Here is a 19,754-nt window from a genome sequence, read left to right as displayed (position 1 = left end):
AACAAACGTATTTTTCTATTTTTTTACAGCCTTAATAGATCTTATGCGTACCCGAAAAACATTATCATTACTACCTATATTTCTCCTCATCGGAATGATATGTGCATGTAAAAAGGAAGAAGAAAACCCACCGATAATTTTTATACATCACAATTCTCACCTGTTCACCGGTGATGTCAACTCGTTCTACTATTCTGATACCATTGATAAAGACCCATCATCGATAACCTGGGATTTTGGTGATGGCACACCTAATGTGAGCGGGTTCATCGTAGAGCATACTTATTCTTCACCGGGTGAATACCAGATGAACGCCAGAGGCTTCTCCACGAGCTTGAGAGTTGAAGCCCCTATCTCATCGCCTCATACGGCTGCGCTTGCCGGCAGCAGACGCTGGGCGGGCTCAGTGGCAGGAGCAGCTAAGGAACTAGGCTATGAAGCGACCGATACATATGTTACCATTGACACCCAATTATCAATAAATGTGCAAGATGCACGCACGATAATAATGCCGAACACGGCAACGGAAAATGTTTTGAGACTGACGAAAATAGACACCGCGGCAAAGGTCCTCACCTTCTCCATGGATGTTTTTGCCCGTACATACCTATACTACTACTACGCAAGCGATAGCGCCGTTTATGAGAGCAAATGGTCAGGAAAAAAATCGGACCATTACGATATCAACATCCATACACAGTGACCTTGACAGGTGCCTTTAGAACAGGCCCGGCTGAGTATAGAGTACAGGGAGAGGTATATCAGTACCATTGTGCCTGTTCATCTGCTCTATGAAGTATTTTATGAGCTCGGGAGAGTGCAATTCATCGTGCTGGTGCATAAAGAAGTAGCAGGTATCGAGCCCCTGCTTCATCCACAGGCCTATACGGGCCACCCATTCATCTATACGCGTGTAGTCTGTAGGATGCAGGGCATTGCCTACGAAGCGAATGAAACATTCGGTGGTGGTGAGGTGCATATGCACTATATCGCGGCGGCCGGCCACATCGGTGATCACTGTGCCGCGCTTATGCTGCATAAGGTAAAAGAGCAGGTCTTTGTCGTAACCATCGGGGTCTTTGTACCAGTCCTCATGCCGAAGCTCCAGGAATACTTTTACATCGGTAGGGAGCGCATTTATGAAATCGGCGATAACGGGGAACTGTTTTTTGCCCATGCCGGGATGCGGCATGAGAAATATGGGGCCAAGGTGATGGCCGAAAGCAGTGATGGCCTCGAGAAAGGCAGTGACCTCCTGCTCTGTACCTTTGAGCCGCTGGCGGTGCGTAATGGACTCTGTGAACTTGGGACAGAAGAGAAAATCTTTGGGCACCTGCTCTACCCATTTCAGTACCTGCTCTGGCGGGTATAACTTGTAGTAAAACCCATTGAACTCAATGCTATTGAACTGGCGGGCATAGTACCGCAGGAAATCCTTCTCTTTGGTGCCGGGCGGGTATAGCTTTCCTATCCAGTCCTTACGGCCCCATTTTGCGCAGCCTATATAGAATTTAGTATGGCCCTTCCCCTTGTGCAGGATGGACGCATTGGAGGCGGGTTCCGGCCGCAGGTGCAGGTCGGTAGCCTCTAGTTCTTGTACAGGTATCTTGCCGAATTCCATAGCAGGGTCTTTTCACTCATCACATGCAACACTCATCCCTTCTCAACTGCCGGAAGAGCCGTTTAGTTGGCTATGGCGTTGAAATACTGGTTCTTGGTCATAGGCAGGCTCAGCGTATCGAACGACCAGCGGTATGGCGTTTTCTCGAGACGCACCTTCGACCTCAGGGTAGCATTGTAATAGCCTATGTAATGGGGAGCGCCGGTATTGTTGATAACGGTGATATCGAGCACAGAATCGGCATCGTTGAAAACATGCACCTGGGTGATGTAGGGAACAGGGCTATTGTTGGTAGCCATGAGGAAGAACGTATTATCAGGCGCATCCAGATCGTGATAGAGGGTATTGCGCACAGGGAAAACTATTTTGAACGCGGGCAGATCGACATTGAGGCCGTACTGGCCATGTGTTTTGGCTGTACCCTTGAGGGTATCGCCGTGTGAACCGGTGAATGTGAGCACGCTGCCGGTGTCTACCCTATATTCGGCACCATTTACGGTGATGGTAACGGGAGTGAAAGTATTGTTGCGGAAGCCGATAGAAGATACATTAGGCGTTTGGCAATAGGTACCGGTAAAACCCTGCGGGCATATGCAGGCGCCATCGTTGCAGGTGCCGCCGTGCTGGCACACCATGTTCTTACAATAGTCCTTTCTGCAGGCAGTGTATACAACGCTGCCAAATGCCAGCAATGTGAGTATAACTGTATAAACTATCGCCTTTGTTTGTTTCATCATCGGTTGTGTTTTGTAGATAACAGCAGGGGAAATGGATATAACTGCCACTACCCTTAACGCTGTACGGCTAAGATATGGTATACTTTTGGTAAGAGCATAAAATTAATAGTTTCTTTGAAAAAAACCCTCCCGACCTCCCTAAAGGGAGGAGAAAAATATAAACTAACAGAGGCCGGTGATACCGGCCTCTGCATATGATACTATTTGTATAATGTTCTTTGTTGTCTTTTAGCCCTTCAGCACAGTGCGGCTGATGACAATGCGCTGTACCTCGCTGGTACCTTCGTAGATCTGTGTGATCTTGGCATCGCGCATGAGGCGCTCTACATGGAACTCCTTCACATAACCATAGCCGCCGTGTACCTGTACGGCCTCGTTGGTAACGCGCTGGGCGATATCGGAAGCGAACAGCTTGGCCATAGAGGCAGACAGTGTGTAGTCGAGGCCCTGGTCTTTGGTCCAGGCGGCCTTGAGGCAGAGCAGGCGGGCAGCTTCTATCTCGGTGGCCATATCGGCCAGCTTGAAGGCTACGGCCTGGTGGTTGGATATCTCGGTACCGAAAGCCTTGCGCTCCTTAGAATATTTGAGGGCCAGCTCGTAAGCGCCACTGGCTATACCCAGCGCCTGCGATGCGATGCCTATACGGCCACCTGCCAGCACCTTCATAGCGAATGTGAAGCCGAAGCCATCATCGCCTATGCGGTTCTCCTTAGGCACCTTCACATCCTGGAACATGATGCTGTGCGTATCACTGCCGCGGATACCGAGCTTGTTCTCCTTGGCACCTACGGTAACACCGGCCCATGCCTTCTCTACTATGAAGGCATTGATGCCCCTGTGGCCCTTTTCGGGGTATGTCTGTGCTATAACGAGGTAATAAGAGGCAGAGCTACCATTGGTGATCCAGTTCTTGGTGCCATTAAGTATGTAGTGATCGCCCTTGTCTTCGGCTGTAGTACGCTGAGAGGTGGCATCAGAGCCGGCCTCGGGCTCGCTGAGGAGGAATGCACCTATCTTCTGGCCTGACGCCAGGGGAACGAGGTATTTTTCGCGCTGTGCATCGTTGCCATATTTTTCGAGGCCCCAGCATACCAGCGAGTTGTTCACGCTCATACATACCGAAACAGAGGCATCTATCTTGGATATCTCTTCCATGGCCAGTACATAGGATATGGTATCCATGCCCGAGCCACCCCATTTAGGGTCTACCATCATGCCCATGAAGCCCAGCTCACCCAGTTTCTGTACCTGTTCGGCAGGGAATTTCTGCTTTTCATCGCGCTCTATAACGCCGGGAAGCAGTTCGTTCCTTGCAAAATCTCTTGCGGCCATCTGTACCGCTTTTTGTTCTTCTGTAAGCTGGAAATTCATTTCGTTACTCGTTTTATTGCTTGCGTGAATATTTTAGAAAAAGTACGGGCCGCAAAATACATCAAAGATCTGACAAGTGGAACACCCTAAGAGCCTGCGGTACAATAAATGATGAATAGCATTGGATGCATATAGGCATTTGTGAATAAGGCATGTATAAAACGGTTATGCGGTTCCCGTTCATTTAAGTAATTTTGCCTCTGCAAATATCATAATATGAAGTTTTTTATCGACACAGCAGACCTGGCCCAGATACAGGAGGCGCATGACCTGGGTATACTTGACGGCGTGACCACCAACCCATCGCTGATGGCCAAGGTGGGCATAAAAGGCACCGATGCCATAAACGCCCACTACAAAGCCATATGCGACATAGTGGATGGTCCCGTAAGCGCCGAAGTAGTGAGCACTACCTTTGCCGAGATGGTGGAAGAGGGCAAGAAACTAGCCGAGATACACCCCAATATAGTGGTGAAAGTGCCTATGATAAAGGACGGCATAAAAGCCATAAAATGGTTCACCGACAATGGCATAAAGACCAACTGTACCCTGGTATTCTCTGCAGGGCAGGCCATACTGGCCGCCAAGGCAGGCGCTACCTTCGTATCGCCCTTCATAGGCCGTATAGACGACGGTAGCTGGGATGGCGTGCAACTGATAGAGCAGATAGTGGGCATATACAACGCACAAGGCTATATGACAGAGGTACTGGCGGCATCGATACGCAACCCGCTGCATATAGTACGCTGTGCCGAGGCCGGCGCCGATGTATGTACCTGCCCATTGTCATCGATACTGGGCCTGCTGAAGCACCCGCTGACGGATATAGGCCTGCAGCAGTTCCTGAACGATGCGAAGGTGTTCCAGTAGGGAATTAGGTATTGGGTATTGGGTATTGGGAATTGGTACGATAGTAATTAAGAAGGGCTGACGTGGTATCGTCAGCCCTTCTTCTATGTGAGCATTTGATCTGCTTAGTTAATCTATCCTTTTGATATGTCTACTTTCTGGGTGTGCGCTACCTTGTAGGGCAGGCCCATGTTCCAGAGGAGGAAAGACCATTTGTCGGCCTGCTCGCCTATAAGCATGTCTGTGGGCTTGCCTGCACCGTGGCCTGCCTTGGTCTCTATGCGTATCAATGTGGGGTTGGCGCCCGTTTGCCCGGCCTGCAGGGCCGATGCGAACTTGAAAGAGTGGGCAGGTACCACGCGGTCGTCATGGTCGCCGGTGGTGACCATGGTGGCGGGATATGCCTGCTTCTTTACATTGTGTACGGGAGAGTACTTGTACAGGTACTGGAACATTTCCTTGCTGTCCTCGGCAGTACCGTAGTCGTAAGACCAGCCTGCACCTGCGGTGAACTTGTTGTAACGCAGCATATCCATAACGCCTACTGCCGGGAAGCATACCTTATATAGGTCGGGGCGCTGTGTCATACAGGCGCCTACCAGCAGGCCACCATTAGAGCCCCCTGCTATGGCCAGGTGGTCTTTGGACGTGTACTTCTCTTTTATGAGGTATTCGGCGGCGGCTATGAAGTCGTTGAAGACGTTCTGCTTCTGCTGCTTGGTGCCTGCCACATGCCATTTATCGCCATACTCGCCACCACCGCGCAGGTTGGCCACGGCATATATGCCTCCGGCCTCCATGAACACAAGGTTGCTGACACTGAACGATGGTGTGAGGCTGACGTTGAAGCCGCCATAGCCATAGAGCAGTAATGGGTTCTTGCCGGTGAGCTTCATGCCCTTTTTGTAAGTAACGATCATGGGAATGCGTTCACCATCGGCAGAGTTGTAGAAGACCTGCTTGCTTTCGTACTGCGAGGGGTCGAATTTGACCTGCGACCTCTTGTAGACCTCAGACCTGCCTGAAGCTATATCGTACCGGAAGATGGTGGAGGGATAGACGTAGGAGGTGAAGGAATAGTAGAGTTCTGTCTCATTCATTTTGCCACCGAAGCCACCTGCCGTACCCAGGCCGGGCAGCACTATCTCGCGTTCTTTTTTGCCATTCAGGTCGTACTGGTAGACCTTTGAAACTGCATCTTCCAGGTATTGGGCGAAGAGCTTGCGGCCGCAGGCCGATACACTGAGGGGGAACTTGCCCTCGGGTATGATGGTCTTCCAGTTCTCCATACCGGGCTTGTCGGCACTGGCCATTACCAGCTTGCGGTTGGGGGCGCCATGGTTGGTAAGGATGTACATGGTCTTGCCTTCGGCATATACCACATCCTGCTCGTTGTCGAAGCCTGTGACCACGGGCACTATGGGAGCATCGGGCATGGTGAGGTCGCGTATATACATCTCGTTGCCATAGGTGGCATTGGCGGCCGATATGATGAGCAGCTTGCCATCTTCGGTAACATAGCCGCCCACATACCTGCGGGGTGTGGCCTCGCCGCCGAATACGAGCTTGTCCTGGCTTTGGGGTGTACCCAGCTTGTGGTAGTAGAGCTTGTGTATCTGAGTCTTTTCAGATAGCTGGCTACCCTTGGGCTTGTCGTAGCTGCTGTAGTAAAAGCCATCGTTCATGAACCATGATGTACCGCTGAACTTGACATCGTGCAGGGTATCATCCACCTTTTTGCCGGTGCGGGTGTCTACCACTATCACCTTGCGCCAGTCGCTGCCACCCTCGCTCACCTGGTAGGCGGCCAGTGAGCCATCTTTAGAGAAATCTATACCCTGCAGCGATGATGTGCCATCGGCGGAGAAGGTATTGGGATCGAGGAATACCTCCGGGGTATTGTCGCCCTTTTGCCTGTAGAGCACGCTCTGGTTCTGCAGCCCATTGTTCTTGTAGAAGTAGGTATAACCACCTTCTTTGAAGGGCGCGCTGTATTTCTCGTAGTTCCACAGCTCGGTGAGGCGCTTCTTTATATCGGAACGGAAGGGTATGCGGTCGAGGTAAGCATCTGTGACCTTGTTCTGCTCTACTACCCATGCCTTGGTATCATCGGCCATATCGTTCTCCAGCCAGCGGTAGGGGTCTGCTACCTTAGTGCCGAAATAATCATCTGCCTGATCTACTTTCTTCGTTGCGGGATACTGCCCCGTGAATGCGTTCATTTGTGCATGCGCCATGATACCTGTAAATAATAATGTGCTGCAAACTGCGATCGTCCTCATATGAATTTGCATTAAAATGTTGATGAACTAAACTGTGGCAAATGTAACGATATAAGCAATGGCACAGCCTACCACCAACAGGGGGAGACCTATATGCTATGTGTGAACTATATAACATGTCCCAGGCAGATCGTCACGGTGGGGACGGAGGGCAGGGCTATTTTTGTTGTTAGGGAAATACCCTGACACCATTCTATTCACCACATAACCCATACCCATGGCAAAGTATTCGAAAGGCGCACAGGAGAAGGTTCGTGAAGAGATGCACGAAATGAAAAAAGGGCGGCTAAAGAGCGGATCGGGGAAAAAAGTGACCGACCCGAAACAGGCTGTGGCCATAGCCCTGTCGGAAGCGCGGGAAGAGGGAGAAAAAGTGCCGAAGAAAAAGAGCGCGACCAGGAAAAGCGCGACAGCTAAAAAGGCTGCACCCAAAAAGACCGCTACAAAAAAGAGCGCATCCGCCCCAAAGGCAGCGCCCAAGAAGGCAGCCACAAAAAAAAGCCCAACGAAAAAAGCCGCTACCCAAAAGAGCATACCGGCTAAAAAAGCGGCCCCAAAGAAACGTGCCACCAGGAAGGCATGACCTGACAGACAAAACCCCATCGCATCTATGCCCGAAGGCCCATCGATAGTGATCCTCAAGGAGGAGGCAGCGAAATTCGCAGGAAGGAAGGTAACGGCCGTGAGTGGCAACAGCAAAATAGACCTGGCCCGCCTAAAGGGCAAAAAAGTGCTGCGCCTGCAAAGCTGGGGCAAACATTTCCTTATTTGTTTCAATGGTTTTATAGTGAGGGTACACTTCCTGCTCTTTGGGTCGTACAGGATAAACGACCGCAAGCCACAGGCCCCGAGAATGAGCCTGACATTCACGAACGGGGAAATAAACTTCTATTCCTGCTCTATAAAGATGCTGGAGGGCGATGTGAGCGACCACTACGACATGAGCATAGACGTGATGAACGATGCGTGGGATAAAAAGAAAGCAATGGAGAAACTACAACTGGTACCCGCCGAACTGGTATGCGATGCACTACTGGAGCAGGACATATTTGCAGGGGTGGGCAACATAATAAAGAACGAAGTGCTGTACCGCATACAGGTACACCCGGAATCGACGGTGGGTGCACTACCCGTGGCAAAGGCACGAAAGATGGTAGATGAGGCACGCAACTATAGTTTCGACTTCCTGGAGTGGAAGAAGAAATATGAGCTGAAAAAGCACTGGCTGGCCCACACGAAGACCATATGCGGCAAGTGCAATGGCCCCATCACCCGGAAGATAACAGGTACCAAGAAGCGGCGCAGTTTTTTCTGCAACGAATGCCAGCGCCTGTATCAATAGAATAACAGGAAGATGGGGAGACCCATCGGCCGAAAGACCTAAAAATATAGCCCTGATGGATGTACCGTGGGGTTATTTCTCGTTCATGAGGCTGTGATGTGCCGGATCGACCATCTGCAGGGCCAGTGTTTTTATAGAAGGGTACAGCATGTCGTATACGGCCTTTTTTTCGGGCGATACATCTGTATCTTCTATAGCAACAAGGTATATGATGGACTGTGGTATGTCCAATGCCGCACAGATACTATCCAGTGTTTTCTGTGCAGGCCTTTTCTTACCTGTCTCTATTTGCGAGAGGGCGGTCTGTGTGATGCCGCTTCTTTCCGCAAGCTCCAATTGACTGATGGCCAAACGCGTGCGGATGGTCTTGATGGCAAAGCCGATATTCATAGGTCATAGTTTTTGCGTATCCGGTATTATGTTCTTACAATACTGGTACGGTATGCAATGCCCCTGGGGAGGGAATAACAACTGCAAGCTACGATAACTATTAATAACCGGGAATATTACAACAGGTTAATGTTATGTGAAATATTAAAAAATGACGTAAAAAGTACAAAAATGAGTAAAAGCGCGGTAAATATGACACAGAAATAGTTATCCGCCCCACCCTTCCCTATCGAGGCTGCGGTACTGGATGGCCTCGGCAAGGTGCTCGGGGCGGATATCGGGGCTATCGGCGAGGTCGGCAATGGTGCGGCTGACCTTGAGAATACGGTCGTAAGCGCGGGCACTGAGGTTGAGGCGCTCCATGGCGGTCTTCAGCAGGTTCTGCCCTATGGTATTGATGGTGCAGATCTCTTTGAGCTGCTTGCTGCTCATTTGTGCATTGGCATAGGTACCCGGGCTGTCCTCATAGCGTTTTGCCTGTATCTCGCGGGCGTTTATGACACGGGCACGCACATCGTCACTGGCCTCGCTGGTGCGCTGCGATGATAGCTCGGAAAAGGGTACGGGCGTGACCTCGACATGAAGGTCGATACGATCGAGCAGGGGGCCGCTGATCTTGTTGAGGTAGCGCTGCACCATGATGGGAGAGCAGGTACACTCCTTCTCGGGATGATTGAAGAACCCGCAGGGGCATGGGTTCATGGAGGCTATGAGCATGAAGGATGCCGGGAAATCGATGCTGACCTTCGCACGCGATATGGATACCCTTCGCTCTTCCATAGGCTGGCGCATTACCTCGAGCACGGTACGCTTGAACTCGGGCAACTCATCGAGGAAGAGGACGCCATTGTGGGCCAGCGATATCTCGCCGGGCTGGGGATTGCCACCGCCGCCTACAAGGGCCACATCGCTGATGGTATGATGGGGACTGCGGAAGGGGCGCTGTGCTACCAGCGATGTATTGCCGGGCAGCTTGCCGGCCACGCTGTGTATCTTGGTGGTCTCCAGTGCCTCGTGCAGGGTGAGGGGCGGCAATATGGTAGGCAGCCTTTTGGCCAGCATGGTCTTGCCGGCGCCGGGCGGACCTATGAGTATGGCATTGTGGCCACCGGCTGCGGCTATCTCCAGCGCGCGCTTCACATTTTCCTGGCCCTTTACATCATTGAAATCGAGCTCGAAGTGGGATTGCGCATCGAAGAACTCTTCGCGGGTGTTCACCTTCAGCGGCTTTAGCTCCACATCGCCGCGAAAGAAGCCTATGACCTCGCTGATGTGCTCTACCCCGTATACCTCCAGGTTGTTCACCAGGGCGGCCTCTCGGGCGTTCTCTTTGGGCACTATAAGGCCTTTGTACTTCTCGGCACGGGTCTTTATGGCTATGGGCAGGGCTCCCTTTATGGGCTTTACGCTGCCATCGAGCGAGAGCTCGCCCATCATCACATATTCGTGCAGTTGCGGGTGCGGCACCTGCGCGGTGGCGGCCAGTATGCCCATGGCTATGGGCAGGTCGTAGGCGGCGCCTGCTTTCTTGATATCGGCAGGGGCCATATTGATGACGATGCGGCCACGCGGCCTGTCGTAACCCGTATTCTGTATGGCCGATATGACACGGTCGGTACTTTCCTTGACCGCGTTATCGGGAAGGCCTACTATGTATACTCCTATAGGGCCGCCGGGCGTATCTACCTCTACCGTTATCGTAATAGCGTCTACGCCATATACCGCGCTGCCGAATAGTTTTACGAGCATTTGCCTGTGCTGATATTTAGCCGGTAAATTTAAGCATAACGAAATTGTATACAAGGATATGCCCCGCTATATATGCATGAACATATCCACAAAGCAAAGGTCCTGCGCTGTTGCGCAGGACCTGAATATCTATCTGGAACAATAAAAGCAGCTACGATCACTTCAGTGTGAGGTGAGCGAAATTGGACGACTGCGGCTCGCCTGCAGCATGCCTGATGGCATTGTATGTAGGTATGATGTAGCGCGCGCTATAGTCGTTATCGGATATGAACTTGAGCACATACTCTACCGAGAAGGCAGGGTCGTTCTTCTTGCCTACAAGCAGGTACTCGAGGTAGAAGAGACATATACCGGAATCGAAGGAACCGCCATTGTCCTTGCCTATCCATTTTTCGGCAAAGGCCACAACATCGTCCTTATTGTCAGCTATCCTTTCGTGAAGCTGCTTCAGGGTGAACACTTTCAGGAAACGCAGGCGCTCTACATCGCCTTCTATGTCCACATCGTCATTTATCTTGGCACCTGCCCTTTCGGCTATCATGCGGTCCACTTCCTTCACCAGCGGGCTGGTCATAACGAATTCTTTCAGAGATGCGTCGTTCATGTTCGCATTCTCATCCATATCGGCTTCTTCCTCCTTCTTCACACTACCGGCTATGGCAGGTGTGGCGGCACCATTTGCACCTGCGCCTACTTCGCGTATTATCTCGGTAGTGCGCTCTATCATGCCGCTCACATTCATATTGAACGTGTCGATCTTATCTATGTTCAGGGCCACGCCTTCGGACGGAGCGAAACCTGCCTTGGGGGTCTCCTGTACCTCGGGGGTAGTAGCGGCAGGTGTTTCGGCCACAGGTGCAGGAGCTGGCTCAGGCACTACATTCTCTACGGGCTTTATTTCTTCAATGACCTCTGCCACTACAGGAGTGTTCTTCTCAGAAGACACAAGGTCGTAACTATCGGTCTGCTTCTGCGAAGAAGAGGAGGTGAGCATATCGAAATAGTCGTTGCCGGAAGCGCTGTTCCTGCTATCGACATTACCGATGCTGACAGCCAGCGAGTCGAAGCTGTCTACCGACATATCCATCGACTGTATATGCTCTATATGGTTGTCCTTAGCGGCAGGTATCTGCTCGGCTATAGTGGCCTGTACAGGTGTCTCTGCTACCTGCTGCGGAGCAGCGGTAACGGGCTCGGCCACTTGCTGCCCGGAAACAGGTGTAAAGCCCTGGCGGTCGGCAGTGGGCAGATGCGGCATAGCACTGTACGCCATACCGTCATCGGCACTACCTACTTTATTGCGTATCTTGATGAACTCGATATCGGCCATTTCCAGGAAGGCACCTATGCGGTTGAAATCCCTGCGGATATGGTCTTGCATGGACGTACCATTGTTGCCTGTGAGGCTGAGGTACATAGCACTGTACACATCCTGCAATATGGAAGATACATGTACTTCGAACTTGTATGGGCGCAGTATGTTGTATTCGGGAAGGTCTATGCGGTTTTCCCTGAGGCTGGCCTGGTATACTTTGGAAGAGGCGGCGAAGGCATCGGCACCGGTAACATTGACCTGGTACAGCTCGAACTCGCTATTGAGCACGCCGGTGATGGTACTGATGGTATCTTCGAAAAAGCCCACTACCCTTACCACCGGTACGGCCACATGCTCTCCATTAGCGTTCACATGGTTCTCTATAGCAGAAGCGACCCTGTAACACGGTATGTTGTGATATGCAACTACCTGCCTTACAAGGTCTTCCATCTTCCCCAAGAATGCACTACTCCTTTCCATAAAAATATTATCAATTAGTAATAGGCAGAGACATACTAAAATCCTTACAATATTACGCCCGATCTGCAGATATGCAGTTATTATCGGCCCTGTTTAACGGGTGATTAGTTGCGCGATAACCAGTGATTAACAAGTGATCTTACCATATTATTTGCCGCAGAAAATGGTAGAGGGGTCAGGGCTCCGGTACACCCATATCGGGCCCGGTAGCGGTATCTTTCCAGTATTCCTTCCAGGCAGGAGGGGTCAGGGCATCCTCGGCCTTGAAATTGCCTATTTTGGTACGGCGCAGCTCTTGCAGGTAGCCTCCGCAACCCAGCTCTTGCCCTATATCGTGCGCAAGGGAACGTATATATGTACCTGTGCTGCAAAGTACCCTGAAATGTAGCTCGGGCAGGGCCACTTTGGTGATCTCCAGCTCGCCTATGGTAACGGGGCGGGCATCGAGCACTACTTCCTTGCCAGCACGGGCGAGGTCGTAGGCTCGCTTGCCATCTTTTTTGATGGCAGAATGAATGGGCGGTGTTTGCATGATATCGCCGGTGAACTTTGCCACGGCGGCATCTATGGCCTCCTGCGTGATGTGCTCATACGGCATGGGTGTGTGCGGCTGGCTTTCGAGGTCGTAGGTATCGGTAATGGCACCCAGGTGAATGATGCCTGTATACTCCTTTGGCAACTGCTGGTAGTCTGATATGCGTTTGGTCATTTCGCCGGTGCAGCATATGAGCAGGCCGGTGGCCAGGGGATCGAGGGTGCCGCAATGACCTATCTTGGCACGCAGGGCTATCTTTATCTGGTTTATGGCATCGAACGATGTCCATTTGTATGGTTTGTCCACAAGTATCACCCCGCCCTTCTTCAGATCGGCGGGTAAAGGTCGTTTCTGCATGTCGGGCGCAAAGGTAAGCCTATTGGGGGTAGATAGGAAACGCCTAGGACATCTGGCTGATGATGGCGGCTATCTGGTCGAAGGCGTCCTCGCTCTTGTATATATGATGATCGGCGCGGCTGGTGAGGGGATCGGCCGTGCCGGTACCTGCCTCGCCCGAGAACATGATGACATGTATGCCGGGAGCATAGTCTTTGATAGCGGCCAATATCTCTACCCCGTTCTTTGCGTTCTTGTCCTCGGAATCGAGATTGCGGTCGAGAATGACGACATCGGGCATATCGCCTATCTGCTCCATACATTCCTCGCCGGTGGTGAAGGTAGATACTTCATGATCGACACGGCGGGTAAGATGGTCTTCGAGCGCCATGGACAGCATCTCGTTGTCATCTACTATGAATATCTTTTTTTCTGTGGCCATATTATAAAGATAGGGAAGTTTGAATTATGAATTAGGAATTATGAGTTATGAATTAGGGAATTAGGTATTAGGTATTAGGTATTAGGTATTAGGTATTAGGTATTAGGTATTAGGTATTAGGTATTAGGGAGATCCCAAATTTCAAATTCCAAATTCCAGATCCCAAATCCCAAATTCCAGATCCCAAATTCCTAATACCTAATTCCCAGATCACAGATCCCCATGGCCTAATACCTAATACCTGATCTTCCTAAAAACAACGATCCCATGATCTGTGAGATCATGGGATCGTTAATGATCGTGTATCGCTGATACCTAAGTGGTACTATGATGAGCGCTTGCGGCCTTTGTAGCCTCCGCCACCACCGCCAGAATTGCGGTCGCCATAGGAACGTATATCGTTGCTATAGCGGGGACCGGGCTTGGGCCTGTCGCCACCGCGGTAGCCACCGCCGCCACCAGCATAGCCGCGGGCCTGGTTCTGGTCGGTCTCTTCGAGCCTTACCTTGCGACCTTTGAATTTCTTGGACGACAACTGCTCTATGATGTAAGGAGCAGCATCGCCGGGCACATTGAAGAAGCTGCTGAGCTCGCGCACGGTAACACGCTCTATGACGTTAGACTCTATATCGGTAGACTCTGTGATGAACTGTACGAGCTTCTGGGCACTGAGGCCATCTTTTTCGCCCAGGTTTATGAATATGCGGGCAAAACGGCCACCCCTGCCACTGCGTTCCTTGCTCTCGTAACCTGCATTAAGGTCGTCGGAGTCCTGATATACATCTATGGTATCGCGCAGTTGCAGCCATATGAGCTTGCGTATGAGCTCGTCCTTGTCCACATCGGCGAACTGCTCGTGTATGCTATCGCGGTACAGCTTGGCAAAGTCGGCACGGGGCTCTGCACTGGCTATCTGCTCCATGTAGAAGAACAGGCGTTTGCGCACTACCTCTGCACCGTCGGGTATATCGCTCTTGTGGAACTTCTGCTTCACCATACGCTCTATCTGGCGTATGTTGGATATCTGCTTGGGCGATACTATGCTCATGCATATACCGCTTTTGCCTGCGCGGGCCGTACGGCCGCTGCGGTGTGTATATACTTCGGGGTCGTCAGGCAGTTCGTAGTTTATAACGTGTGTGATATCGTTCACGTCTATACCACGCGCGGCCACGTCTGTGGCCACCAGGCACTGCAGGCTCTTGTTCTTGAAGCGCTCCATTACCTTGCTGCGCATCTTCTGGTCCATATCGCCATGCAGGGGGCTTACATGGTAGCCCATTTTCATCAGTTTTTCGGCTATCTCCTGGCAGTCCTGCTTGGTACGGGTGAATATGATACCATATATACCCGGTGTGAAATCGAGCAGGCGGCGCAGGGTCTCGAACCTGTTGTGGTGCTGGGTAACGTAGTACTGGTGATCGATGTTCTCGTTGGTGGTATTGGCCGCCGCCGAAGCGAATTCCTTCCAGTCCTTCATGAAGCGCTTGGCTATGCCGCGCACCTCGTTGCTCATAGTGGCGCTGAAGAGCCATGTATGCTCGCGCGAAGGGGTATTCTTCAGTATGAGGTCTATATCCTCGCGGAAGCCCATGTTCAGCATCTCGTCGGCCTCGTCGAGCACTACATACTTTACATCATCAAGGCTGATCGCCTTGCGTTCCAGCAGGTCTATAAGGCGGCCGGGTGTGGCCACTACCACCTGCGGATGGCCTTTCAGTTCGCGTATCTGCCCACCTATGGGCATGCCGCCATAAACGGCAGTAATGCGCAGTCCGCGCATGTATGCGCCATACTTGCCCATTTCTTCCTGTATCTGCATACAGAGTTCGCGTGTGGGGCTAAGCACCAGGCACTGTACATGCCTTTCCGATACATCAACGTGGTGAAGTAAGGGCAGCCCGAATGCGGCAGTTTTGCCGGTACCGGTTTGCGCAAGCCCTATTATGTCCTGGGGATCTGTTAGGAGAGTTGGTATTACTTTTTGCTGGATAGGAGTAGGAGTCTCAAAGCCAAGGTCAGAAATAGCCTGCGTCAGTTCTTCCCTGAGGGAGAACGATGAAAATGAAGTCATTAAAAGAACTTTTATGATAAAAATGCACTACCTGTATGGTAAATGCGGGTGCAAAGGTACGGATCATCGATATAAAAAAGGTTAAAATGATCAAAAAATATTGGAAAGGCAACATAAGAGAAGACATAAGAACGATGCTAAACGCTGTAGCACAACGAACTACCACCCAATAATAAGTGCCGGTGATGTGCGGGCGGTTCCTTACCTTGCGAATAAATATACCCCCTGATGAGATCTTTAAAGCTACTGCTTTTACCCGTGCTACTGTGCGCATGCGAGGATACCGCACATGAAAGCAATGAAGAAAAACTAAAGCGCTTCTATACCTACTACATAACCGAGAACGACAGGAGGGAACCGAACGAGCAATTCAGCCGTGATACGCTGATGAAATACTGCACACGGGGTTTCCTGGCACGCTCTTATGACGATACGGACATAGACTACGACCCTGTGATATCGGGGCAGGGCTATGATACAAAATGGACCAGGACCCTTACTGTGACCAAAGCCACCCAGGGCCGCGAGAAAGAATACCGTGTGAGCTACCAGACCGATGCACAGCACAACAGCCACAACATAGTAGTGACCATGGCCAAGGAAGATGGCGAATGGAAAATAGACGATGTGGTGGACAATAAGAAATAGGCAGCCCGAGGGGTTGATACCTAATCGGTATCGCTGACCTTGTCGGCATTGCGGGTATCGGCTATCTTCTTGTTTATGAGGTACACTTTCAGTTGGTTGTTCACATTCGTCTTATCCAGCGGCTCTTCGTACATACCAGAGGCATCGTCATCGCTGTCTATGGTAAGGGAGACATTGTCTTTGTAAGGCCCGGCCACACCCAGGTAGTGCTTACCGCTTTCTATCTCCTCTATATCGTAGAGGTAGAACTTCTGCTTTTTGCCCTTATACATTTCCATCCGGGTGCCTATAGGTGTGTAATTGCTGTAATATCCTTCGTAGTCCATTTCCGATATACTGCTTTCGGCAAAGTGCTCCTGCTTTAGAAAACGCCGTGGGAAGAGGGAGATGCGGCCATGCTTGTCCAGCATATCGTACAGGCCCTTCCTGAGGTCTCTATCGGCAGCTATGCTGTCCAGCACGGCGGGTGCCGGCGTACGCTGGCTATCTACAAGCACCACTACGGCCGCGTAGCGCAAGCCGTTCTTGTTTATATACTGATACTGTTCTATTTCCTTCCAGGCATCTGCGGAACCGATACGGGCCAGCAGGTGAAGCAGGCTTTTATCGGGCATGGCGCCATTGTGCTGCCTTTGCTGCCTGCTCTTTTCTATGATGGTGGCGGCGTATGGGAATATCTCGTTCATGGAGATGCGACCACTGTCCAAGAGGTCGTGTGCAAGCTCACAAACAAGGTAGCTGATGGTACTATCGGCACAGTGCTGCAACAGCTCGGGATAAAGTGTACGCACCAATGGCAGATGCCTCCTGAGCCTGTAATAGGACAGGTAGGAACTGCCGTGGGCAGGCGGAGAGGTGAGCAATAGCTCTTTGATGATACTATATGCGGCCACGGTATCTTCCTTGTCGGATATCATATTCAGTACATTGAACTGGCGGCCTTTCCGGGCTATAACAGGATCATTGTACAACGCCTTTAGCTGTGGCAATGTGATGCTATCTGCATAGCGTACCACCAGGTCGAAAAGCCTTGAGCTGATGTCCTCATAAGTGGTGGACGAGGTATCGTATGGAAAAGGACGACATGCCTCTCTGAGCAAAATAGGCAGATCGTTCGTGGAAAAGAACACCTCGTCTATAGACTTGTTGGCACGGGCATTGGTGGCAGAGTCGGCACTATGCAGATCGGCAAGCAGAGCATCGGAAGACCGGCGCAGGGACTGGAGGTCTCTCTTTAATACCCTGAATGCTGAGTAGAAGGAATCTATACGCCTGTCGTCCTTCAGCGATATGGGGTAGGTGCAGTCGAGCATATAACGGGTGCGACCATCGCTTATGGCAACTATGCGGTGTATCTTATCGGAATAGGTCTTGTAAGCGCGGGCCTCGCCATACAGCATGCCGTCTTTTGTGCGGTATGTATAGACGGGGGTAGAATCGGTAGGAAGTATGACCATACTGATCCATGTACGGAGCATGAGGGTATCGTCGGTATTCCAGTAGTAGGGGCTCAGCCGCTTCACGCGTATATCGTAGGTAAGCAGTGTACCGGTATCGAAGCACTGGTAGGTAAGCGTATAGGGCATGGTGGTATCTACACCTGGTCCATCGGCGGTATCTTCGCGGAAAGGAAGAGGTGCAAAAGTGCTGAACGCCCCTGTAGATGGCATCTGCAGGTGCATAGATGCTGGATATGAAGGTATGACACGCAAAGAGCGCAGGAACTCATCGGCACCGGCGCTGTTCTTCTCATTATCGGGGTATTGTACCAGTGCATTGTACTCCCTGTTGCCGCAGAACAGGAGCCTGCTCTTTATACGCATATTGCTGAACAGATCGGTCTCTATATCATATCCGTTATAGCCATCGTGGCTTATCTTGCTGAAGGTGCTCCCCAGCTTTTGCCCTGCCAGCTTGTCTTTCATACCGCGTACGAACACAGTATCGTTGTTGAAATTGTAACCGACACCTACCTCGTTGCATACTATGAAATAATAGACCCCCAATGCAGGATCGACTATGGTATATACCGTCTGCTTGCCCGATGAATCTTCGGAATGCTCTACGGCGCGTACCGGCTTATTGTCGGGTACAGAGGCTGTGAGGCGTATATCATCGAACGTGCGGGTGATGAGGGCTGCGCTGGATTTGGGTATGCGCCTGAACGAATTGAAAAAGGCATCGGCATTGCGCACTGTGGGCCCCTGGGCATATACGCCCAGCATGTATATATCGGTATTGTTCACCAGTATCTGCATATGGTAATGCAGGTCGGCCTTGCCCTTGAAAAAATACTCCTTGCCGGTAAGGCCACCGTTCTTAACGGGCCGCGATTCTATATCATCGGCAACGGCAGACATGCTCTTTGCCATGATGTCGGCCAGCTCATCGGGCGAGGTGGAAGTATCGGGCCGGTTGGTATGATTGACGATATAGCACTTGGAAGATACGAGATCGAAATACATCTTCATGACCACTGTACCGTTGCCTGCATTGATGTCGTTGGGCTGGCCGGGCATGGCTATGCTGTACCCATCTTTTTCGCTGGTGACGGTGACCCAATTGGCCCCTTCGGCCCTGAACTTGTAATCGGCACCATTCTTATAAGTATTGCACATGACCGGCCGTACGGTATAACCCTTTGCACGCAGCAGGCTGATAAGGCCATGAGCGCCGGGCAAGTGCAGCGCTCCCACAGCGCTGAACAGGGAATGTAACTGCATAATGCTATCCATGCTGTGCAGCATTGTCTTGTTGCGCTCGGTGAGCAGGAGGTCCTCCTGTTTTTCCGACATCAGGTTGGTGAGCTTCAGCAGCGCATCCAGGTCCTTATCGAGGTACATCTCTATCATCTGGTCCTCTATAGATGTGCTGCTGCTGATGTAATTGGCCATTTTCTTGGGGTCCACAGAACTCATATCGGTCTCCAGCAGCAGGTTCAACTGGTCTTCCATACGTTCCAGGCCAGATATGATCTTGTCCTTGTCTTTGGCTATAGAATAGAGGTAAGCATCTACAAAGGTGGACATGTCGTCTTTGTGGGTACGGTGGCGGGTCAGTTTATCTTTCATAAGATAGGCCTGCTTCACGGTCAGTTCTTCGGGATCTATGTCGCTGCCGGCGGGCAGGTTCTCGCGCAGGGTCCTCAGTTCTGAGGGTGTAAGTATATCCCTGAGTTTTTTCTCCTTCTTGTGGTCCTCATCTTTTTCCTTCTTGTTTATGAGTTTATCGGCATAGTCGGTAACAAGGTTGTTGAGGCTGTCGGGATTGACCTCTAGCGCAAAGACCTCGGTATTGTCGAGGGCGGCATAGAGGGAATCGGGGAAATCGAAAAGCTTGCGGGCCTTCAGGTGCATGGTGCCATAGAGATAAGATGGCTTTTGCAGCCCGTTGCCGGTGATACGCCACAATAGGGTCTTGCCGGTCTCCTGCGCATGAGCAGGCATATGCAGGGCGAACAACAGTATAAGAAAGGGTATGAAGGATCTCATAAGGATATGTATTAAAATACAAAGACCAAAAGTCGTGTATTATTGGTAAGCATCATAATATAAGCAGCAGAACTTATGCCCAAAGAACGGAC

At 51.2% G+C, this 19,754-nt stretch carries 16 protein-coding genes; 5 read left to right on the top strand and 11 right to left on the bottom strand.

Features of this window, described 5'->3' with window-relative positions; all coding sequences use genetic code 11:
* Positions 1-43: 43 nt before the first annotated feature.
* Positions 44-703 (top strand): PKD domain-containing protein, encoded by a 660-nt coding sequence (locus tag ABD843_RS15060; RefSeq protein WP_345084935.1) that lies wholly within the window; start codon positions 44-46, stop codon positions 701-703.
* Positions 704-718: 15 nt separating this feature from the next.
* Here the strand turns inward: ABD843_RS15060 and ABD843_RS15055 are convergent, their stop codons facing one another.
* The 3 genes from ABD843_RS15055 to ABD843_RS15045 form a co-directional block, all read right to left on the bottom strand.
* A complete protein-coding gene (locus ABD843_RS15055) occupies positions 719-1,621 on the bottom strand; it encodes a DUF72 domain-containing protein (RefSeq protein WP_345084932.1) in 903 nt (300 codons plus the stop codon).
* 62 nt (positions 1,622-1,683) lie between these two features.
* Positions 1,684-2,358, bottom strand: a complete 675-nt coding sequence (locus tag ABD843_RS15050; protein ID WP_345084929.1) for a calcium-binding EGF-like domain-containing protein — start codon at positions 2,356-2,358, stop codon at positions 1,684-1,686.
* A gap of 228 nt (positions 2,359-2,586) precedes the next feature.
* The gene (locus ABD843_RS15045) at positions 2,587-3,729 is read right to left on the bottom strand and encodes an acyl-CoA dehydrogenase (protein WP_345084927.1); all 1,143 of its coding nucleotides are present in this window, start codon (positions 3,727-3,729) and stop codon (positions 2,587-2,589) included.
* Between the two features lie 216 nt (positions 3,730-3,945).
* Between ABD843_RS15045 and fsa the strand changes: the two genes are divergently transcribed.
* A complete protein-coding gene (fsa, locus tag ABD843_RS15040; protein ID WP_345084925.1) occupies positions 3,946-4,599 on the top strand; it encodes a fructose-6-phosphate aldolase in 654 nt (217 codons plus the stop codon).
* Positions 4,600-4,712: 113 nt separating this feature from the next.
* Here fsa and ABD843_RS15035 read toward each other — a convergent pair whose 3' ends face one another.
* Complete coding sequence (locus ABD843_RS15035; protein WP_345084923.1) at positions 4,713-6,860, bottom strand: prolyl oligopeptidase family serine peptidase; 2,148 nt, start codon at positions 6,858-6,860, stop codon at positions 4,713-4,715.
* Positions 6,861-7,077: 217 nt separating this feature from the next.
* Here ABD843_RS15035 and ABD843_RS15030 point away from each other — a divergent pair, with 217 nt between their 5' ends.
* Complete coding sequence (locus ABD843_RS15030) at positions 7,078-7,443, top strand: DUF6496 domain-containing protein (RefSeq protein WP_345084920.1); 366 nt, start codon at positions 7,078-7,080, stop codon at positions 7,441-7,443.
* Positions 7,444-7,470: 27 nt separating this feature from the next.
* Positions 7,471-8,202 carry a DNA-formamidopyrimidine glycosylase family protein gene (locus ABD843_RS15025; RefSeq protein WP_345084917.1) on the top strand — a complete coding sequence of 244 codons (732 nt, stop codon included), beginning with the start codon at positions 7,471-7,473 and terminating at the stop codon, positions 8,200-8,202.
* 72 nt (positions 8,203-8,274) lie between these two features.
* On the opposite strand, the gene ABD843_RS15020 is transcribed toward ABD843_RS15025, so the two are convergent.
* The 6 genes from ABD843_RS15020 to ABD843_RS14995 all read right to left on the bottom strand — a co-directional run bounded on the left by ABD843_RS15020 (position 8,275) and on the right by ABD843_RS14995 (position 15,523).
* Complete coding sequence (locus ABD843_RS15020) at positions 8,275-8,592, bottom strand: helix-turn-helix domain-containing protein (RefSeq protein WP_345084914.1); 318 nt, start codon at positions 8,590-8,592, stop codon at positions 8,275-8,277.
* Positions 8,593-8,799: 207 nt separating this feature from the next.
* Positions 8,800-10,341, bottom strand: coding sequence for a YifB family Mg chelatase-like AAA ATPase (locus tag ABD843_RS15015; protein ID WP_345084911.1), 1,542 nt, complete (start codon positions 10,339-10,341; stop codon positions 8,800-8,802).
* Between the two features lie 157 nt (positions 10,342-10,498).
* Positions 10,499-12,136, bottom strand: a complete 1,638-nt coding sequence (locus ABD843_RS15010; protein WP_345084908.1) for a hypothetical protein — start codon at positions 12,134-12,136, stop codon at positions 10,499-10,501.
* Positions 12,137-12,311: 175 nt separating this feature from the next.
* Positions 12,312-13,028, bottom strand: coding sequence for a tRNA pseudouridine(55) synthase TruB (gene truB, locus ABD843_RS15005; protein WP_345084905.1), 717 nt, complete (start codon positions 13,026-13,028; stop codon positions 12,312-12,314).
* A gap of 43 nt (positions 13,029-13,071) precedes the next feature.
* Positions 13,072-13,449: a response regulator gene (locus tag ABD843_RS15000; protein WP_345084902.1), complete on the bottom strand. Its 378-nt coding sequence runs from the start codon at positions 13,447-13,449 to the stop codon at positions 13,072-13,074.
* Positions 13,450-13,774: 325 nt separating this feature from the next.
* Positions 13,775-15,523: a DEAD/DEAH box helicase gene (locus ABD843_RS14995; RefSeq protein WP_345084899.1), complete on the bottom strand. Its 1,749-nt coding sequence runs from the start codon at positions 15,521-15,523 to the stop codon at positions 13,775-13,777.
* Between the two features lie 228 nt (positions 15,524-15,751).
* Between ABD843_RS14995 and ABD843_RS14990 the strand changes: the two genes are divergently transcribed.
* Complete coding sequence (locus tag ABD843_RS14990) at positions 15,752-16,171, top strand: DUF3828 domain-containing protein (RefSeq protein WP_345084896.1); 420 nt, start codon at positions 15,752-15,754, stop codon at positions 16,169-16,171.
* Positions 16,172-16,191: 20 nt separating this feature from the next.
* On the opposite strand, the gene ABD843_RS14985 is transcribed toward ABD843_RS14990, so the two are convergent.
* Positions 16,192-19,662 (bottom strand): TraB/GumN family protein, encoded by a 3,471-nt coding sequence (locus ABD843_RS14985; RefSeq protein WP_345084893.1) that lies wholly within the window; start codon positions 19,660-19,662, stop codon positions 16,192-16,194.
* Positions 19,663-19,754: the final 92 nt, after the last annotated feature.

The organism is Nemorincola caseinilytica, from assembly GCF_039540515.1.
In the GTDB taxonomy this organism is placed as follows: Bacteria; Bacteroidota; Bacteroidia; order Chitinophagales; family Chitinophagaceae; genus Nemorincola; species Nemorincola caseinilytica.
This window is presented reverse-complemented; position numbering and strand designations above follow the sequence as displayed.